Raw genomic sequence first — 17,396 nt, 5'->3', positions numbered from 1 at the left:
AAATGAGTACTATCCAATAATTCAGATGGAAGGTTTCTATAAGGGATTTTGTTTATTTTTTCTATTGTTTTTTTTGTAAAATCGGAACAATAAAAATACTGAAGTCTTATTTTTTTAACCTCATAATCCTTAGTTTACTGGTCAGAATCTAGTTCTCGCTTTTTTGGAAATATCCAAAAGAACCTTCTTTAAATTATTTTCTACCGAAGAGATGTGAGAGAAGTATTCGATAATACGTTACTTTTGAAAAATTATACCTTAATGAGAATGAGGTTTTTCAAATAATCCCAAATTAATTGGTAAGATTAAAAGTTATGAGTGAAGAAAATATAGTAAAGATTAATGAAGTAATAGCTCATTATTTTAATACAAACCCCTCTGTAGACTGGATTCCTGTAAAAGAAATTATGCCAGCATTAATTGAAGCAGCTGTTTTTAATAAAGATAATAAAAAGGGGTTGCCAATTCGTAAAGTATTACGAAAATTAGATATGGAATCAGAGCTTGCTAAAATACCATCTGTACATGCAGAAAGAAGGTCCGATAACATCTATTGGTATTTGGTAAGAGATGGCAAGAAATATGTGCCAAAAGAATTAATAAATCCTATTTCTAGAAAAGAACAAAACCTACAAGCTATTCAAAATAGCGACGAGTATTATTTAGTAAATCTATGTGATGAGTTATTAAAACAAAAGGCATCAAGAAAACATACTTTTAATACGTTAGTAGGAAACCTCCACAAAAAAGGAAAAGGAAGAACAAAACTCCCTTTAGACGCCTATTATGAAGACTTAAAATTAGTTCTTGAGTTTTTTAGGAAAAATGAGATAACTGATGAATTGGATGAGGAAGAAAAAGCACGTAAGGCTCAAATAAAATATTATAACCAACTAAAAAAGAAAGCTATTCTTACTAAAAAATTACGTTTAATAGAGATTAACTACGCTTCATTTGAGTGTGATGCGGAAAACAAATTAGTAAAAAATTCGGAAAGCGATAGATCTGTCCTAAAAGGTATTTTAAAAGATTTCATATAGAATCAAACACATTTAAGAAATGCTATTCTGTTCTTATAGATAGGAGGTAAAGCTGTAACATATTTGTGAATGTTATTTTTATCACTTTATATTTTAACTTCATTGGTAATATTATTAAGCTCTCTTTTTTTAATACTTCAACTTGGAGTTTTGATATTTGTTAAGAAATATATGCAAGTGATTAAATTATTATAGAAAAAAGCTTCAGAAATATTTCTGAAGCTTTTTTTGTTATTATCAATGGTTATAATACTTTGTTAGGAAGTAAGGGTATAAAATGTTTCTTTTTTAAATGACTTAATCCTATTAATTTTTCAATTGTATTCCAAATGCCTCGTCAAAACCTTGTACAATAAAATCATTAATAGTTTCATCATGATTTCCAGGTCCAGCAATTATGTTAACATTTTTAGACTGCAAAAATTCAATTTCTGTAGTTGTAAGTTTGCCAACGGCTTGATCAATTTCTCCATAAACATAAGTTATTTTTGATAAGTCTTCATAAGAGTTAAGACGCTCGGTATATCTGTTGTTTGATACCCCTGCCGCTAACCTATCTAAATTTCTATCGATTACATCAGAACCAATTTCTTGGTCTATTATAGGAGTAATTCCATTTTCGAAATACCCAAACCTTCCTTCGGAAAATGCTTGCCACATTATATCATTCATATCTAATCTTCCTGCCATAATCAAATAACTATCCGCTACGTCTATTCCTTTTTTTGCAATAAGGTCTTGTGCAATAAAAGCACCAAATGAAATTCCTAAAACGTGTACAGTTCTTCCTTGATCTTTAAAATATTTGACGACTTTGTAAAACGTTTCCACACTTTGCGCGCTAAAATTAATTGCCTGATCAAATGTTATGTCATCACCTTCTACTAGGCCTGGATTTAGTGTTTGTGCTTGGTGCACGTTTACTGCTAAAAGGTTTGTAGTGTCAAAAATTTGAAAAATTTCCTCAACTTCGCCTGTACTAAGCTCTGTGTCTGGTCCGCTTTGCGCATTTATGATTACTATAGGCGCATCTTCATCTCCTTTAAAATAGATTAAATCTTTTATTTCTTGTGATATTTCAATGGTGTCATCAATAACGATAATATCATCTGAGCTACAGCTTATAAAAAGTATGGATAGGATAAGAGCTGTTGTGTACTTGCGATAATGTTTCATAATAATTTAATTTTTATTTTATTTATAATAGTTTGATAGGGTACACCTCCATTAAGGTAACCTCCTAAAATTTAGTAATTGATTAAAATCAGGGTATCAGATAAGGATAGGTTTATTATCCTTATTAGCATATAAAAAGAATACTTGGTGGTAGCTTAGAAATCCATAGTAATTGTTGTTAATCCTGCTACACCAAAATTACCAAGTACTAGTTCATTTGTTGTTGTATTGGTAATATTGCCAACAAGGTTAATAGGTAAAAATAAAGAAGATAATTCTGGTTCATCTCCTTGATTACTAATGATATTGCTGTAAAATTGAAACGTAGTAAAGTTAATGTTATTGATGTCTACGCGTAGCGTTTCACCTTCGTTTATACCATTAATGAAAAGAACTTTTTCTTCTTCTTCATTTATAATTCTGTCATTGGATACGATTAACTCATCAGAAATTAATGAACCATCTTTAAGGAATTCTAAATGAATTAAATAGAAGTTTTGTATGTCGGTTGGACCGCTAAAAGTAATCCGAATGCTATCATCAGTTTTTTCCATATCCGTGATAGGAATAGGAGATCTTAAAGTTTCCTCTTCTGATATAAGAACAGTTTGGTTTTTTAATATAGCTTCTATCCAATAAGTGTTACCTATAATAGGAGTAATCATCTCAGAAGTAGTGTACGTTCCATTATTTATAGTAAAAGAATCCGAAACCAATGATACATTATCAGATGCATCTTTTGTGAATAAGGATATTTGCGCATCATTTACAGCATTAAAGGTCGTGTCGGTTACTGGAACGGTTTTTTGAACCTGAACTGAAACAAATCCAACTTCATTAGTTAATAACCCAGAGATAAACACTTGTTCTTCGAATTCAAATTCCTGATTAATATCCTCAACACAACTTATAAATGTGAATAATGAAATGAATGTTATATATATATGTAGTTTCTTCATGGTTCTAAAATTTAAAATTGTAGGATATGAATGGAATTGGTGCGGCGATAAAAGAAATTTGAGATGTTTCTAATTGGTTATTATCAAAAACAGAATTAACCGAAAATGCATTTTTACGACCATACACGTTATATATACCAAAATTCCAGCTTCCTTTCCAGTTAGTTTTAGGATTGTCTGTGGGCGTATATGTAAATGAGATGTCCGCTCTATGGGTGTTCGAAATTCTAAAAGCGTTTCTGTCAGAATACGTAATGAATGCATCTCCGTCAATAGTCAACCTACCATTAGGCTCGGTGATGGGTCTCCCTGTTTGATATGTGAAAAAAGCTCCAACTTCCCACTTTTTAGATAATTTATAATTTGCCGTAATATTGAATATATGAGGTCTATCAAAATTCGAAGGAAAATAAGTATTCCTATTAATCTGTTCTGAAGAGAAATTACTTTTTGTTTTTCGTTTTGATACAGAATAGGTATAGTTTACATTTCCGGTTAGCTTTCCTTTGTTTTTATGAGCGGCAAGCTCTAATCCATAAGAAAAACCTTCGGCAGCCACTAATTCAGTTTCTAAATTATCAAAAACTCCTAATCGAGCACCATTTTTATAGACTATAATATCATCAAATGTTTTATAGTATCCTTCTATCGAAAAATTATAATTCTGATCCTTCGTGTCATAGGCGTATCCGGCAGAAAATTGATTTACTTCTAAGGGAGCAATATGCTCACCAGAAGGTTTCCAAGTGTCGTTTGGTAATGTTATCGTTTGCCGATTAATGGAATGGATGTATTGAAAAATTCTATTATATCCTATTTTAAAAGCTTTTCGATCGTTAATATCATATTTTACGGATATACGTGGTTCAAGCCCAAAATAAGTTTTCGATATCTCGTTATTCTTTACACTTCTGTTTTCTATAATTGAGTTTTGTGTTTGCGGAAGATTAGGGTCGTAGATAGCAATGTTTTCTTCCCCAAAATTTGCAAACCAGGAATATCGTAAACCAGTCTGTAATGACAGTTTATTCCATTGCTTTTGAATACTATAATAAGCAGCTAGCTCCAATGCTTTTTCTTTGTCCAGAATTTGCTTACCTGCTGTACCTGTAATTTTGGGAATGAATTGATATAAATTACCAGAAAGACCAAATCGCATTTGGGCACTAGGGCTTAAATAGTAAGTAAAATCAGGTTTAAAAATCCAATTCTCAATAGATCTTTCTGCAGTCTCTTCAATGTTTTCCTCAATGTCTTCTTCTCGAAGGTCTTCTCTTTGCCCCAATGAGAAATCATATTTACTGTAGATACCTGTAATATTGGAAAATAATTTATTTGAAAAAGTATGATTCCATCGTATGGTAGCAGTAGTGTTTGTCCATCCCAGATCTAAATCGGTATCAAATCCACCTTCTCCATTTTCTTCTTCTTGATTAAATTGTAAGACATCTGCAGCAAAAATACCGGAGGCATATATTCTATTATTTTTATTGATATTCCAGGTAAGTTTAGTGTTTAAATCATAAAAATGAAACTTATCAACAGCCTCATTACCTCTAAATAATGGGAAAAATATATCAAAATATGATCTTCTACCAGAAGCTAGAAAGCTGATTTTGTCTTTTTTAATAGGACCTTCTATTGTAAATTTAGAAAACAATAATCCTAATCCACCTTCTCCTTTAATTCGTTTTAAGCTTCCATTTTTTTGTCGAATTTCTAATACTGATGATGCTCTCCCCCCAAAACGAGCAGGAATTTCGCCTTTATATAATTTTAATATTTTAACAGCATCTGCATTAAAAATAGAAAATAATCCAAATAAATGAGAGGTGTTATACAAGGGCGCTTCGTCTAGTAGAATTAAATTTTGATCTACATTTCCACCTCTTACATTAAAACCACTGGTTCCTTCACCGATGCTGCTAATCCCAGGTTGAGTAAGGATAACTCTCGTAATATCAGGTTCTCCTAAAAGAGATGGTAATTTTTTAATTTCTGAAGCTGTTAAATTTGTAGTTCCTCCTAAAATTGATGCTACCTGACTTTTGTTATTTTGATTAGAGGTTATTATAACTTCATCAAGCTCGCTAGAAGCAGGTTGCAATTCTATCTTTAGGTTCATATTACTTTGTAACTGAACCTCAACTTCTTTGGTGGTATAGCCTAAAAAGGAAATTTCAAAAATATATGTTCCTTTGGACAGTGTTATCGAGTAAAAACCATATTCATTGGTAAATACCCCATTGTTACTGTTTTTTATAATAATGCTGGCGCCTAAAAGTGTTTCGCCGGTAGTTGTATCTGTAACTATTCCACTAATAGTAAAATCATTACGTTGTCTTTTCGCTTTAGAAAGAATAATATGATTCTTTTTGATTTTATAGGAAATTGTAACATCCTTAAAAAGCAGTTCAAGAGTTTCTGTTACATCTTTTTCTATAACTTCTATACTAAAATTTTGATTAACATCGATCACATCATTACTAAAGATGAATGTATAAGATGTTTGTCCTTCGATTTTATCAATAATTGATTTTAATGAACTGTTTTCTTCTTCCAGGGTAACATTTTTTTGGGAAAACCCATTGAATGCGAGGAGTTGAAAACAACAAATTAGATAAAAAAAGAAGGATAATTTCATTAAAAGAATAGGTTTTCCATAACTATTTTTTGGCCAAGATATGACCCCAAAAAGGTTTATTTTCATACATTTGAATATTGTTGATTGATACTGATTTCGCGATTAGAATTTTTTAACTTTTATAGTGGGAAAATGCCAGTTTTCCCACTTTTTTTATTGTATTATCCACTCATTTGTTTTTGTATTTAATTTATATGTAAAGTCTTTTGAGATTTTAAGTATTTCAAAAATTTCATCTACAGGAGTTGTGTTTTCAAAAGTTCCAGTGAATTTAGTAGCCGCAATGTCTTCATTTTTAAAGCGAATTTGTTTACCGAATTCAGCTTTTAAGTCAATTGCTATTTCTATAAAGGTTTTATTTTCGAATTGTATTTTTCCTTCCTTCCAAGCAATGCTAGACTCATTAAGATCCATTTTAGATTTTAGTACTTTTTGTGTATGCTTGTAAAAGGTTACTTTTTCGTCAGGAATCATGAATAAACTTTCTTTAAACTGTGTATCAGAAGTAACTTTAACCTTACCTGTAAGTAATTTTGTTTCCGTAATTTTACTATCTATATACGACTTAACGTTAAAACTAGTTCCTAATGCCGTAACCGTGATATGATCTGGTGTAGTAACTGTAAAGGGGTGTAAGGTATCTTTTGCAACCTCAAAAAAAACTTCTCCTTCTAAGAATAAAGTCCTTGGAGTTTCTAAGTTATAGGATAGCTTACTAGAACTATTTAACCAGACGGTGGAGCCATCAGCGAGTATAATGCTCTTTTGTTCGCCAAAAGTTGTCTGTACTATTACTTGATTGTTATCATTAGATATAGTATTGTATACGTATGTTCCAGAAATTATTACAATTAATATAGCCGCGTACTTTAGTATTTCTTTCCAAACTACTTTTTTTGGCCTGACAGCAGTAAAGAAACGTTTTTTAGCTTGCTGGGCAGAAGGGTTTTGTTTAGAACAACTCTTATAAATAGTAATTATTTTACTAAATAGATCTTCATCAAAATCTGCAGAATCCATCCATTTTTCTACTTTTTGCGTAGTGATATCATCAGCAGTTTTGGAGATATACTCCCAAAGTTCGGTTTCCGTAATTTTAAAATGTTCCATACCAAAAAGGTGTTAACTATTTAAAAGACGTATGCCAGGCAGTATTACCCTATTGAAAAAACTTATTTTTTTTAAAAATAATCCTTTAAACCATTCTTAAATGCTGTTAGGGCCTTTGAAATATGGAGTTCTACGGTTTTTATTGAAATTCCTTTTTTTTTGGAAATTTCTTTATAAGTCAAGCCTTTATCTCTCGACAACTTGAAAATATCCGTTGTTTTTTGCTCAAGAGAAGTATAAATGTCTTCAATACGCTGTATTAATTCCCACTGTTTATCAATCTGGGTTTCAATATTGGTATTAAGCGAATATAAATTAGCGTGTTTTTCTCTAGTTTGTTTTTTTCTATAATCATCTATAATTTTATTTTTGAGTGTAGTAATTAAAAATGATTCTATAGAACGTTCTGATTCTTTAATGTTCTCAAAGTTTTCCCAAAGTTTAATAAATGTTTCCTGAACCATCTCATCAGAAAGGTCAGTTTCCTTTAAAACTTTAAATGCATAGTTGTAAAGCCTATTATAGTGCTTATCAAACAAATTAGAGAATTTTGCCTCTTTGACAGAATAAGATGTAATTTTTTTATTCAAATAATTTAGATAACGATGGATTGCTAAATTATATAAAAAACGGTCAAAATTCCTTTCTGTTACATTTTACTTTTTTTTTCTAGTTATTCATTTTGAAATGAATAATCCTTTTACCCTACTATATTTTAGTAATTACAGAAAAATCAACGTGGGCAAGTAGGAGTGTATCCGAATGATATTTTTTATCAATTTTACATATTGAAGTTTACATCAACATCCAAGAATTTAATTCTAATTCAGTAGGAGTTGCAAAAATATTTGATGATAAGGATTATCTAAAACATCATCTTTATCATAAGCAGTTAAAAACTAATAAGATTATTATCGTTAAACTACTTCTCATATATCAAGTATTAGAATAAATATGGGCAGATTGATTTAGTTAATGCTACAGTGTGATCTTTTTACTTGATAGTACATTGTCTTGAGTGAACAAAACAATATAAGTTCCAGAATTGAAAGTGTTTTTATTAATGGTTTCAAAAAACGCTAAATTTGAAACCGAATAATCCTTACTAAATACTTGTTTTCCGGTAATTTCATAAATTTTGATGTTTATTTTTTCACTGGAATTTAGATTCGCTTTTATCCCAATCATATCTGATTTTCTATCAGCAAATATGCTTAAATTAATAGTATTGGTTTCAAATTCTGAAGTTGATAGAGTCACGTTTTCAATAATACGTAGATTACTAGTTCCTGCATCAGAAACATAGATTCTATTATTGGCCGTATCTGCTAAAATACCATTTGGGAAATTGAATGTAGCAGCAGAGATGTCGCCATTAGCACTTCCTTGCGTAGAACCAGCATACAGTGTTGCATTTCCAGAAATAGGATTGATAGTATAAATTTGATGGGCACCCGGTAGTGTTGCATATAATTGGTCGTTTGAAGCTGTTAAAAAACCAAGAACATTATTGTTTGGTGCAGTAGCCGGTAATTGATTGAGCAGCGTCATATTTCTATCTTTAAAACGCATAATTTTTCTGTCATCGTAATTTGATATAAAAGTTTCACCATTTATAAATGCGATTCCTGAAGGACCATTTAATGGAAATCCTGAAAACAAAGTCGATATGGTTCCATCTAAAGTTAATCTTTTTAAGGTGTCGTTATTGTATTCTACAATTAGCATATCCGTTGTTCCTGGAATATTTTTAATACCAGTTGGGTTATTTATACCTATTGTATAAGTTGTTATAAGGGTTCCGTTTAGACTGTACTTGAAAATAGTATTTGCGCTAGCGTCACAAATAAAAATTTCATCTTGCTCATTTACGCCAATACCATTTGGACTACTAAAACCACTAGCAAAAGTGGTTACTATTCCCTCAGTACTATATTTAAAAACAGAATCTCCAGAAAAATCAGAACAATAAATATTGCCTAGAGAGTCTTGCCCTATACCATCATAAAAATTCCCGTCAGAAACGGTTGTTACTGTCTGTGAGAATAAAAAGTTAACTGTTAAGAAGATCGATAGAAGTGTAATTTTTTTGAACATAATAATAGATTTCAGTTTCTACAAAACTATATTCAAAAAATGTGGGTAGCGACTTTTTGTACCCACTGAGACTTATTTACACTTATTTTTTATAGATAGTTCTGTTGCTTTCCGCAGGAACTAAATCAATTATTAAGATTCAAGTGTAAACTTAGGCTTGTTATTAAGAAAAAGAAAGTTTTTGAAAATCACTTGAGAATTTGATTATTGGTGCTTTTCTTAATTAAAGATGGTGTACTTGTTTTTAGATGTTTTAACATAGGTCATCATATGTGTCTAAAATATAGCTGAGTTGTGTATTTCTATTTTAAAACTACCAGAAAAGGTGACCTAAACCTAGGTCACCTTTCTAAATAACTTGAATACAAATTTTATTTATCCAAAACCAGTTCTGGTTCTTTAATATTTGTTTTGATTTCAAATTGATTACTAGTGTTTTTTTCACCGCCAGCTTTTAATGCTTTTTCACCTGCAAAGAAGGTTTTATGATCATCTCCTAAATCTGAACCTGCCATACGTTGGTGTTTTACGCAAGAAACACCTTTTCGTATTTCTTGACGCTGAACAGAATCTACATACGCTAACATTCCCTCGTTACCAAAATAACCTTGTACAAGATCATTCATATGTAATGCGGTTGTGTGATATGTAGGTAATGTAATTAGGTGATGGAACACACCAGCATCACGAGATGCCTCTGCCTGAAACATACGAATCATTTCATCCGCTCGGTTGGATAATTCGGTGCCATCGTATTTGGCATCCATTAGTTTAGAACGGTTATAGGCTGATGTATCTTCGCCTGATGCTACCATAAGATCGAATGCTTGTTGGCGGAAGTTAATTGTCCAATTAAAAGATGGAGAATTATTGTATACTAATTTAGCGTTTGGCACCTTTTCTTTTACGCGATTTACCATATGTGCAATTTGCTTTACATTTGGAGTTGGAGTTTCAATCCATAACAAATCAGCACCATTCTCTAGACTTGTAATACAATCCAATACAACACGATCGATATTAGAACCTTCTTTGAATTTATATAAGCCATTTGGCATTCTTACAGGACGAACTAATTTACCATCACGCTTGAATAGCACATCATTTTCGTTAACCTCATCTATAAGAACTTCTTCTGCTTCTACAAAATCCATATACTGGGATGCTAAGTCTCCTTCCTCCATAGATACTGGTAGTTTTTGTGTTAAACCAGCACCTTCAGAATCTGTTCGAGCAACGATTACACCTTCGTCTATACCTAATTCTAAGAAAGCATATCGAAGTGCATTTAACTTGGCGATAAAATCTTCGTGTGGTACGGTTACTTTGCCATCTTGATGACCACATTGCTTAGCGTCGGATACTTGATTTTCGATTTGAAGAGCACAAGCACCAGCTTCAATCATTTTTTTAGCTAAAAGATAGGTTGCTTCTTCGTTACCAAAACCTGCATCAATATCGGCAATGATTGGGACAACATGAGTTTCAAAATTATCGATCTCAGCTTGAACATCTTCCCCAGTATCCAGACGACGAAAAAGATCATTTAGTTCTACAGCATCAGCTTGACGTAAAAAGGTATAGATCTCGTCAATTAATTTAGGAACTGAAGTTTTTTCGTGCATTGATTGATCTGGTAAAGGCCCTAACTCCGAACGAAGCGCTGCAACCATCCAACCAGAAAGATACAAATATGTTTTATCAGTTGTACCTTTATGTTTTTTTACAGCAATCATTTTTTGTTGGGCTACAAAACCATGCCAACAGCCTAAGGATTGTGTGTAGTTTGAACTATTAGCATCATACTCAGCCATATCTTTGCGCATGATAGATGCTGTGTATTTAGCAATATCTAAACCTGTTTTAAATCTATTTTGAACAGCAATGCGTGCTGCATTTTCTGGGTTTATAGTTGCCCAGGCATTTCCGTGTTTAGCCTTTAATGAGCGTACTGTATCAAGTGCCGAATTATAAGTAGTCATAATGTGATTTTTTAGATTTTATTTTAAGGTTAATGTCTCTATTTTGAGCTATTTGGTTTTTGAGTACTGCAGACATACGTATTGTAGTCAATCGTATTATTAATAGCCCAATTGGTAACCAGTGTTTTAGTTTTTGTTTGAGATTTCATCTTTTTAGATTTTTACTTTTATTAATAATTCGAATGCCAATTTCTACTTAGTAGTGTCTACCAGATTCTTTTTTGTACAATGCTTTACTCGGTGTTGTAGTAAATTAATTATAGGACAATATTATAAAAAAGTTTTTGATAAAAAAAGCGAACGTTCGCTAAATATTTAAAAAATGTAAAAAATTATATGTTCGCAACAAGGTGTTTTTTGTTATTTATGAGGCACAAAAAAGAATGTCTTTTTGAGTATTATTAACTAAAAATCAATTATATATGAACTATTTAAGTGTCTTTATTATTTTGAGAATGTATATGTGTTTTTAAAAATTTCAGTTCAGAAATCACAAATAAAATCCTATAAAAACGATATTCAAAGGATTAATTTATCCTGAAAAAAGTCAGCTTATTAAAAATTTCATCGGTTTCTCGATTTAATAATTTTTTTATTTCTGTCTGAATTGATATTAATTGAACATCATTTTTTTTAATTAAATAACTACTATCCATAGGATATAGATCTTTATAGAAGGTTTCAAATTAGATGTTTTATAAAGATGTTATCTTACATAGAATAGTCACAAAGAGTAGAGTTGTCCTATAAAACTTCAGGTTTTTGTTATATTTAATAAAATTAAGACAGACTCTATGAAAGATTCATTTTTAATACCTAAAGAAAAGAAATCAAGTAATCTTCTTAAAGAGGCTAAATGTTTAACTGATGAGGAATTGGTGGAGAAAATTAATGAGTCCCAGAATCAGCTTTTCTTTGGTGTTTTATATGAGAGATACATCAAAAAAGTGTATTATAAATGTTACAGTTTTGTAAAAAATGATGATGAAGCAGAGGATCTTTCCCAAGAAATTTTTATAAAACTGTATAATAAAATTAGTGCTTTTCAGGGTAGGGCAAAGTTTTCTACTTGGTTGTATGTTTTTACTTATAATTTTTGTGTGAATTACGTTAGCCGAGATAAAGAAAAAAAAGTATCAAGTTTTGCAGAAAGGATTAAAAATAAGGAATATAAAATATCATCCGAAGAATCTGAATTAGATGAAGATTTTTTCGAAATTAAAATGTCTAAGCTTGAAAAGGCGCTAGAAATGATAAGCCCAGAAGATAAAGCAATGTTAATGCTAAAGTATCACGATAATGTATCTGTAAAGGAATTACAACTGCTTTTCGGTATAAATGAAAGTGCTTTAAAAATGCGGTTAAAAAGAGCTAGAATTAAGGCTGTTGAAGCACACGCTAAAATCCGCTAAATATATTGTTAATCATAATGTTCTTCTTCATCTCCTATCATTTCTTCGCCTAATATTTCAATTCCTTTTTGGATCACTAGTGCATTCGGTAACGTAATATCACGACCATCATCCGTTTTCATAAAAAGGTAAAAGCCGGTAATATCTTTTACACGTCCAGTCCAATCAAAATCTTTATCTAATACTCTAATTCGATCACCAATCCTTAATGGATGGCTAAAAAATAAAATCACACTTGCCGTTAGATTAGAAAGAATGGACCATTGGGCAAAAAACCCTACACCAAGCACTGCTAGGATTGAAGAAATGAAAAGAGCAAACTGCCGATGATCAACTCCCCATATAAGTATAAGTAATGAACCTCCGGTTAAATAGATACCAAGATAACTTAAATTAAAGATGATTTTTCTGCGATTGACATCTATAGCTTTAACAAAACTAAATCTTCTAATGGCTCTTTTGGTTATAAAAATTGTTAAGATAATAGTGGTAACCAAAATTAAAGTTAAGAGTAATTGTTGTTTATAAATTGACATATGAGACAGTGAGAATTTTAAAAATTTAAAGCGTAAAAATAATATACATCTACTAATGTGTCGTGACTTTTTTGATAATTGTTTTTAAGAAGGTTTTATTTCATCTCAGGTAAAATCAATAGTGGCAGAGGACTGTTAAAACTTATCTTGTCTACAACATCTTCTTGTACCAGTTTTTCGAAAAAATTTTGTTTATGATGCACTAAAGAAATCAAATCACATTCTGTTTGCATTGCAAAGTCTTTTAGCGCTTTAGTTTCTGATGTTTCTACGTCTATTTTACAAAAGATATAGTCTAAGTCATTGAATAGTTTTTTTAGTGTTTCCTTATTTTCTTTTTGATGAGTGGTTAAATACTCCTCTTGCATAATTCTTGCAATGTTTATTTTGGAATTATTTGTTATCGCTATATCTATTAGGGGAGCTAATTCCTCTTTAACAAAAGTGCGCTTAAAATTTGTAGAAAATGCAATCATCGAAGGTGATTTTGGAACAAAATTTTGTGGAACAACAAGTAAGGGACAGTTTTCAATACCATTAATGACTTTGACAGTATTACTACCTAGAAATACTTCTTTACTTCCTTCTGCACCTTTAGTACCCATAACGATGTAATCGATTTTGTTAGAAATGACAGCAGTATTTATAACCTTAACTAGAGCGCCTGTTTTAGAAATAATTTCATAGGAGTGGAGGTTATTGTTATTTTCTTTCTTAGCTATATTCAAAAAATCTTTTAAATCTTGTCCTTCGTTACCAGACATTTCATCAAGTGTAGAGGTGTTTTGTTCCGAACTTAAAAGATGGGAAGGATTACTGATGTAAACGTTTAATAAATAAAAGGTAGCGGAATGATCAGAAAATAATGTCTTAGCATAAATTAGTGCATTGTACGCGTTATCCGAAAAATCTATGGGTATTAAAATATGTTTCATTTTCAACAGAGTTTAGCTTCTAATAAATATACTAAATATTATAAAGTAAAATGTTTGCAGTGATATTAGATTTTATAGTAAAAAATCCATTAATTGTGAGATGACATTTAAATAAATAATTTTACTATGTTTTTAGTTTCTAATATTGAACCGATAATACATATAATTTCTATTCTCGCAATATTGGTTATAATCCTTAGTATGATCTTAAGAAAACTAGGTCAAACATATATAATAGGTTATATTCTAGTTGGTGTTTTGCTTGGAGAACAGGGGTTAAAAGTTGTTGAGGATAAAGAATCTGTTGAACTTTTAGGAGAACTGGGGGTAATTCTTCTACTGTTTTTTATAGGAATGGAAATTAATTTTATTGATTTTCTAAAGCGATGGAAACTTGCAGTACTTGGAACCTTGTTACAGATTGTTTTGAGCGTGACCATGGTATTTTTTATTGGGTATTTTTTTGATTGGAATTTTGCCAGATCCGTTGTGCTGGGATTTGTTATTGCTTTAAGTAGTTCTGCTGTTGTGATTAAACTCTTACAGGATAAGAATCTAATCGATACTAAAATTGGGAAGAATGTACTAAGTATTCTATTGGCTCAAGATGTAATGTTTGTGCCCTTATTAATAATTATTGCTCAACTCGGAGGGCAAACACAATCCATAGGGAATATTATATTAATGAGTATTGGTGCAATTATTATTGTTTCTGTGTTGGTATATATTTATGTAAAAGGAGTCATTGTGCTACCATTTTCAAAAAAAATATACAGAGATCATGAACTACAGGTTTTTATGGCCATTTTTCTATGTTTTGGATGTGCATTGGCAACTTCTTTTTTTGGATTATCAGCTGCCTTAGGAGCTTTTATTGGCGGAATGATCATTAATGCAGCAAAAGCAACACATTGGATTCACGATACATTGCATTCTTTTAGGGTTTTGTTTGTATCCTTGTTCTTTATTAGTATTGGGTTACAAATAGATCTTAATTTTGTTTACAATAATATTTGGACGATACTCCTAGCTATTTTAGTTGTTTATATTACGAATCATTTATTAAATACCTTAATTCTAAAAGTTTTTTCGAATAGTTGGAAAGAAGCATTTTTAGGAGGTGCATTATTAGCTCAAATCGGAGAGTTGAGTTTTTTGATTAGTTCTACTGCCCTTGCTTTAGGTATTATAGAAGACTTTTCTTATAAGTTTACAATTAGTTTAATTTCACTAACATTAATTGTTAGTCCTTTCTGGATAGCATTAACCGAAAAACTAAGTAGTTTCGGTTCTAAAAAAAGTTAATTCATAGACTTCCCTAAGATCAAAAAAAACATTTAATTCTTAATTTTTGATTATAGGCGTAATACATCTTTTTATTATCTACCTTATGTGACTTTTCGGTATTTCAAGTGTCTAAAAAATGAAATGAATAATCTTTTTGTCCAATTCGTACAACTAAGAACTCATAGTGTCATAAAGAGACAATTTTATAAATAAAAATAAAATTCACATAATGAAAATAGTAATTCTATCACAAAATCCAAATCTGTATTCAACCAAGAGGTTAGTAGAGGCAGGTGAAAAAAAAGGTCATGAAATATTAGTTGTTGACCATACGAAATGTAACCTGGTTATTGAAAAAAAAAAACCTTCTATAATTTACAAGGGAAATGAAATAACAGATGTGGATGGTGTAATCCCAAGAATTGGAGCTTCTGTTACTTTCTTTGGTACAGCAGTGGTGAGACAATTCGAAATGATGAAAGTTTTTACAGCAACAGAATCTCAGGCTTTAGTAAGATCCAGAGATAAATTAAGAAGTTTGCAAATACTATCTAGAGCTGGTTTAGGATTGCCTAAAACAGTTTTTAGTAACTATTCTAAAGAGGTAAGTCCAATTGTAGACCGTGTAGGTGGTGCTCCGCTAGTGATTAAACTCTTGGAAGGTACACAAGGAATTGGAGTTGTATTAGCAGATAATCGAAATTCTGCAGAATCTATCTTAGAAGCGTTTAATGGTTTACAAGCACGAGTGATCGTCCAGGAATTCATAAAAGAAGCAAAAGGAGCAGATTTGCGAGTTTTTATAGTCGATGGAGTAGTAGTAGGAGCTATGAAAAGACAAGGAAAAGAAGGAGAGTTTAGATCCAATCTTCACCGAGGAGGTAGCGCTAATATTATTGAGCTTTCTGAAGAAGAAGAGAATGCAGCATTAAAAGCGGCAAGAGCATTGGGATTAGGTATTGCAGGTGTGGATATGTTACAATCTGAGCGAGGGCCTCTTATTCTAGAAGTAAATTCTTCTCCCGGTTTAGAAGGTATTGAAGGAGCTACAGGTAAAGATATTGCCAACCAAATTATAAGATATGTCGAGAGAAATGCAGAATAATGATATTGAAATTTTAGGCAGAGCCGTATCTAAAGGAAAAGGAATACAGCTAAACCTTGATATTGCTAAACTTCATACAAGAACTAAAATTGAAGTACCGATTATTGTAGAGAGAGCAAAAGAAGATGGGCCTTGTATTCTGATAACTGGTGGTATTCACGGGGATGAATTAAATGGAGTGGAAATCGTACGGCAAATTATCTCTAAAAAATTTAATAAACCTACAAGAGGTACCATAATTTGTATTCCTGTGGTAAATATTTTTGGGTTTCTAAATCAAGCAAGAGAGTTTCCGGATGGTAGAGACCTTAATCGAGTCTTTCCTGGTAGTAAAAGAGGGTCTTTGGCTAGTAGGTTTGCTTCTCATCTAATGACGGAGATTGTTCCTCATATTGATTATTGTATCGATTATCATACCGGAGGAGGAGAACGCTTTAATGTTCCTCAGGTAAGAGTGAATGATGATGAAGAAACCTTAGAACTGGCAAAGATTTTTGGTTCTCCTTTTATTTTAATGTCAAAAAACAGAGAAAAATCTTTCAGAGAATCTTGTGTAAAACAAGGTAAAAAGGTATTGCTTTTTGAAGGAGGAAAAACATTATCCCTTAACAATGAAGTTACAGCGGCAGGAATATCAGGAGCTTTAAGAGTAATGCACCATCTGGGAATAAGAGATTTTGGGAAAGAACTCAAGGACTATGAAATAAAATCAGAAGTAAAACCCTTGATTATAGATAATTCTCTCTGGATTCGTGCTAAATATTCTGGAATGTATCATCCATATGTCCAAACAGGAGCTTATATAAAAAAGGGTGAAATCATCGGAAATGTTTCTGATCCATTTGGAGATTTCGAAAAACTAATTAAAGCACCTCACTCAGGTTATGTCATTTGTTCAAATCAATCTCCAATTGTTAATCAGGGAGATGCACTAATTCATATGTCAAAATAATTTGCGGGAGTAATAAAAATTTGATTTTTAGTATTATAAAATAGATTAAATATTTTTTTGAAAAAAAGTTTTTGGTATTACTTTTTTACTACTTTTGATATAATTAATGATGAGTCGATTATAAAAGACGCATTGCCTAAATAAAATGAAACTTTTTTTCA

14 protein-coding genes are annotated in these 17,396 nt (G+C 31.2%); 5 read left to right on the top strand and 9 right to left on the bottom strand.

Going from position 1 to position 17,396, the window contains the following annotated elements; translation table 11 throughout:
- The first annotated feature begins 314 nt into the window (after positions 1-314).
- A complete protein-coding gene (locus Q0921_RS20515; protein ID WP_299260226.1) occupies positions 315-1,040 on the top strand; it encodes a hypothetical protein in 726 nt (241 codons plus the stop codon).
- Positions 1,041-1,346: 306 nt separating this feature from the next.
- Here Q0921_RS20515 and Q0921_RS20510 read toward each other — a convergent pair whose 3' ends face one another.
- The 7 genes from Q0921_RS20510 to Q0921_RS20480 all read right to left on the bottom strand — a co-directional run bounded on the left by Q0921_RS20510 (position 1,347) and on the right by Q0921_RS20480 (position 11,008).
- Positions 1,347-2,216: a hypothetical protein gene (locus Q0921_RS20510; RefSeq protein ID WP_299260224.1), complete on the bottom strand. Its 870-nt coding sequence runs from the start codon at positions 2,214-2,216 to the stop codon at positions 1,347-1,349.
- Between the two features lie 155 nt (positions 2,217-2,371).
- The gene (locus Q0921_RS20505) at positions 2,372-3,175 is read right to left on the bottom strand and encodes a DUF4249 family protein (protein ID WP_299260222.1); all 804 of its coding nucleotides are present in this window, start codon (positions 3,173-3,175) and stop codon (positions 2,372-2,374) included.
- 4 nt (positions 3,176-3,179) lie between these two features.
- Positions 3,180-5,885, bottom strand: a complete 2,706-nt coding sequence (locus Q0921_RS20500) for a TonB-dependent receptor (protein WP_299260220.1) — start codon at positions 5,883-5,885, stop codon at positions 3,180-3,182.
- 87 nt (positions 5,886-5,972) lie between these two features.
- Positions 5,973-6,929, bottom strand: coding sequence for a FecR family protein (locus Q0921_RS20495; RefSeq protein ID WP_299260218.1), 957 nt, complete (start codon positions 6,927-6,929; stop codon positions 5,973-5,975).
- Between the two features lie 71 nt (positions 6,930-7,000).
- The gene (locus Q0921_RS20490; protein WP_299260216.1) at positions 7,001-7,519 is read right to left on the bottom strand and encodes a sigma-70 family RNA polymerase sigma factor; all 519 of its coding nucleotides are present in this window, start codon (positions 7,517-7,519) and stop codon (positions 7,001-7,003) included.
- 388 nt (positions 7,520-7,907) lie between these two features.
- Positions 7,908-9,026, bottom strand: coding sequence for a T9SS type A sorting domain-containing protein (locus Q0921_RS20485; protein ID WP_299260214.1), 1,119 nt, complete (start codon positions 9,024-9,026; stop codon positions 7,908-7,910).
- A 371-nt stretch (positions 9,027-9,397) separates the two neighbouring features.
- On the bottom strand, positions 9,398-11,008 hold the full coding sequence (locus tag Q0921_RS20480) for an isocitrate lyase (RefSeq protein ID WP_299260212.1): 1,611 nt from the start codon (positions 11,006-11,008) through the stop codon (positions 9,398-9,400).
- A 794-nt stretch (positions 11,009-11,802) separates the two neighbouring features.
- Between Q0921_RS20480 and Q0921_RS20475 the strand changes: the two genes are divergently transcribed.
- A complete protein-coding gene (locus tag Q0921_RS20475; protein WP_299260210.1) occupies positions 11,803-12,420 on the top strand; it encodes an RNA polymerase sigma factor in 618 nt (205 codons plus the stop codon).
- A gap of 8 nt (positions 12,421-12,428) precedes the next feature.
- On the opposite strand, the gene Q0921_RS20470 is transcribed toward Q0921_RS20475, so the two are convergent.
- Both Q0921_RS20470 and Q0921_RS20465 read right to left on the bottom strand, forming a co-directional pair.
- The gene (locus Q0921_RS20470; protein ID WP_299260208.1) at positions 12,429-12,956 is read right to left on the bottom strand and encodes a mechanosensitive ion channel domain-containing protein; all 528 of its coding nucleotides are present in this window, start codon (positions 12,954-12,956) and stop codon (positions 12,429-12,431) included.
- 95 nt (positions 12,957-13,051) lie between these two features.
- A complete protein-coding gene (locus tag Q0921_RS20465) occupies positions 13,052-13,891 on the bottom strand; it encodes a universal stress protein (protein WP_299260206.1) in 840 nt (279 codons plus the stop codon).
- Positions 13,892-14,017: 126 nt separating this feature from the next.
- Between Q0921_RS20465 and Q0921_RS20460 the strand changes: the two genes are divergently transcribed.
- From Q0921_RS20460 to Q0921_RS20450, 3 genes are all read left to right on the top strand, one after another.
- A complete protein-coding gene (locus Q0921_RS20460) occupies positions 14,018-15,196 on the top strand; it encodes a cation:proton antiporter (protein ID WP_299260204.1) in 1,179 nt (392 codons plus the stop codon).
- A gap of 211 nt (positions 15,197-15,407) precedes the next feature.
- Positions 15,408-16,283, top strand: a complete 876-nt coding sequence (gene rimK / locus Q0921_RS20455; RefSeq protein WP_299260202.1) for a 30S ribosomal protein S6--L-glutamate ligase — start codon at positions 15,408-15,410, stop codon at positions 16,281-16,283.
- Positions 16,261-17,235, top strand: a complete 975-nt coding sequence (locus Q0921_RS20450) for a succinylglutamate desuccinylase/aspartoacylase family protein (RefSeq protein ID WP_299260200.1) — start codon at positions 16,261-16,263, stop codon at positions 17,233-17,235. The genes rimK and Q0921_RS20450 overlap by 23 nt, the downstream gene beginning before the upstream one ends.
- Positions 17,236-17,396 lie beyond the last annotated feature (161 nt).

The organism is uncultured Aquimarina sp. (assembly GCF_947496855.1).
Lineage (GTDB): Bacteria > Bacteroidota > Bacteroidia > Flavobacteriales > Flavobacteriaceae > Aquimarina.
This window is presented reverse-complemented; position numbering and strand designations above follow the sequence as displayed.

Coding starts and splice junctions, on each gene's coding strand:
- Q0921_RS20505 (WP_299260222.1), bottom strand. CDS start 3,175: ATGAAGAAACTACATATATATATAACATTCATTTCATTATTCACATTT.
- Q0921_RS20460 (WP_299260204.1), top strand. CDS start 14,018: ATGTTTTTAGTTTCTAATATTGAACCGATAATACATATAATTTCTATT.
- Q0921_RS20510 (WP_299260224.1), bottom strand. CDS start 2,216: ATGAAACATTATCGCAAGTACACAACAGCTCTTATCCTATCCATACTT.
- Q0921_RS20465 (WP_299260206.1), bottom strand. CDS start 13,891: ATGAAACATATTTTAATACCCATAGATTTTTCGGATAACGCGTACAAT.
- Q0921_RS20475 (WP_299260210.1), top strand. CDS start 11,803: ATGAAAGATTCATTTTTAATACCTAAAGAAAAGAAATCAAGTAATCTT.
- Q0921_RS20450 (WP_299260200.1), top strand. CDS start 16,261: ATGTCGAGAGAAATGCAGAATAATGATATTGAAATTTTAGGCAGAGCC.
- Q0921_RS20480 (WP_299260212.1), bottom strand. CDS start 11,008: ATGACTACTTATAATTCGGCACTTGATACAGTACGCTCATTAAAGGCT.
- Q0921_RS20485 (WP_299260214.1), bottom strand. CDS start 9,026: ATGTTCAAAAAAATTACACTTCTATCGATCTTCTTAACAGTTAACTTT.
- Q0921_RS20515 (WP_299260226.1), top strand. CDS start 315: ATGAGTGAAGAAAATATAGTAAAGATTAATGAAGTAATAGCTCATTAT.
- rimK (WP_299260202.1), top strand. CDS start 15,408: ATGAAAATAGTAATTCTATCACAAAATCCAAATCTGTATTCAACCAAG.
- Q0921_RS20495 (WP_299260218.1), bottom strand. CDS start 6,929: ATGGAACATTTTAAAATTACGGAAACCGAACTTTGGGAGTATATCTCC.
- Q0921_RS20470 (WP_299260208.1), bottom strand. CDS start 12,956: ATGTCAATTTATAAACAACAATTACTCTTAACTTTAATTTTGGTTACC.
- Q0921_RS20500 (WP_299260220.1), bottom strand. CDS start 5,885: ATGAAAATAAACCTTTTTGGGGTCATATCTTGGCCAAAAAATAGTTAT.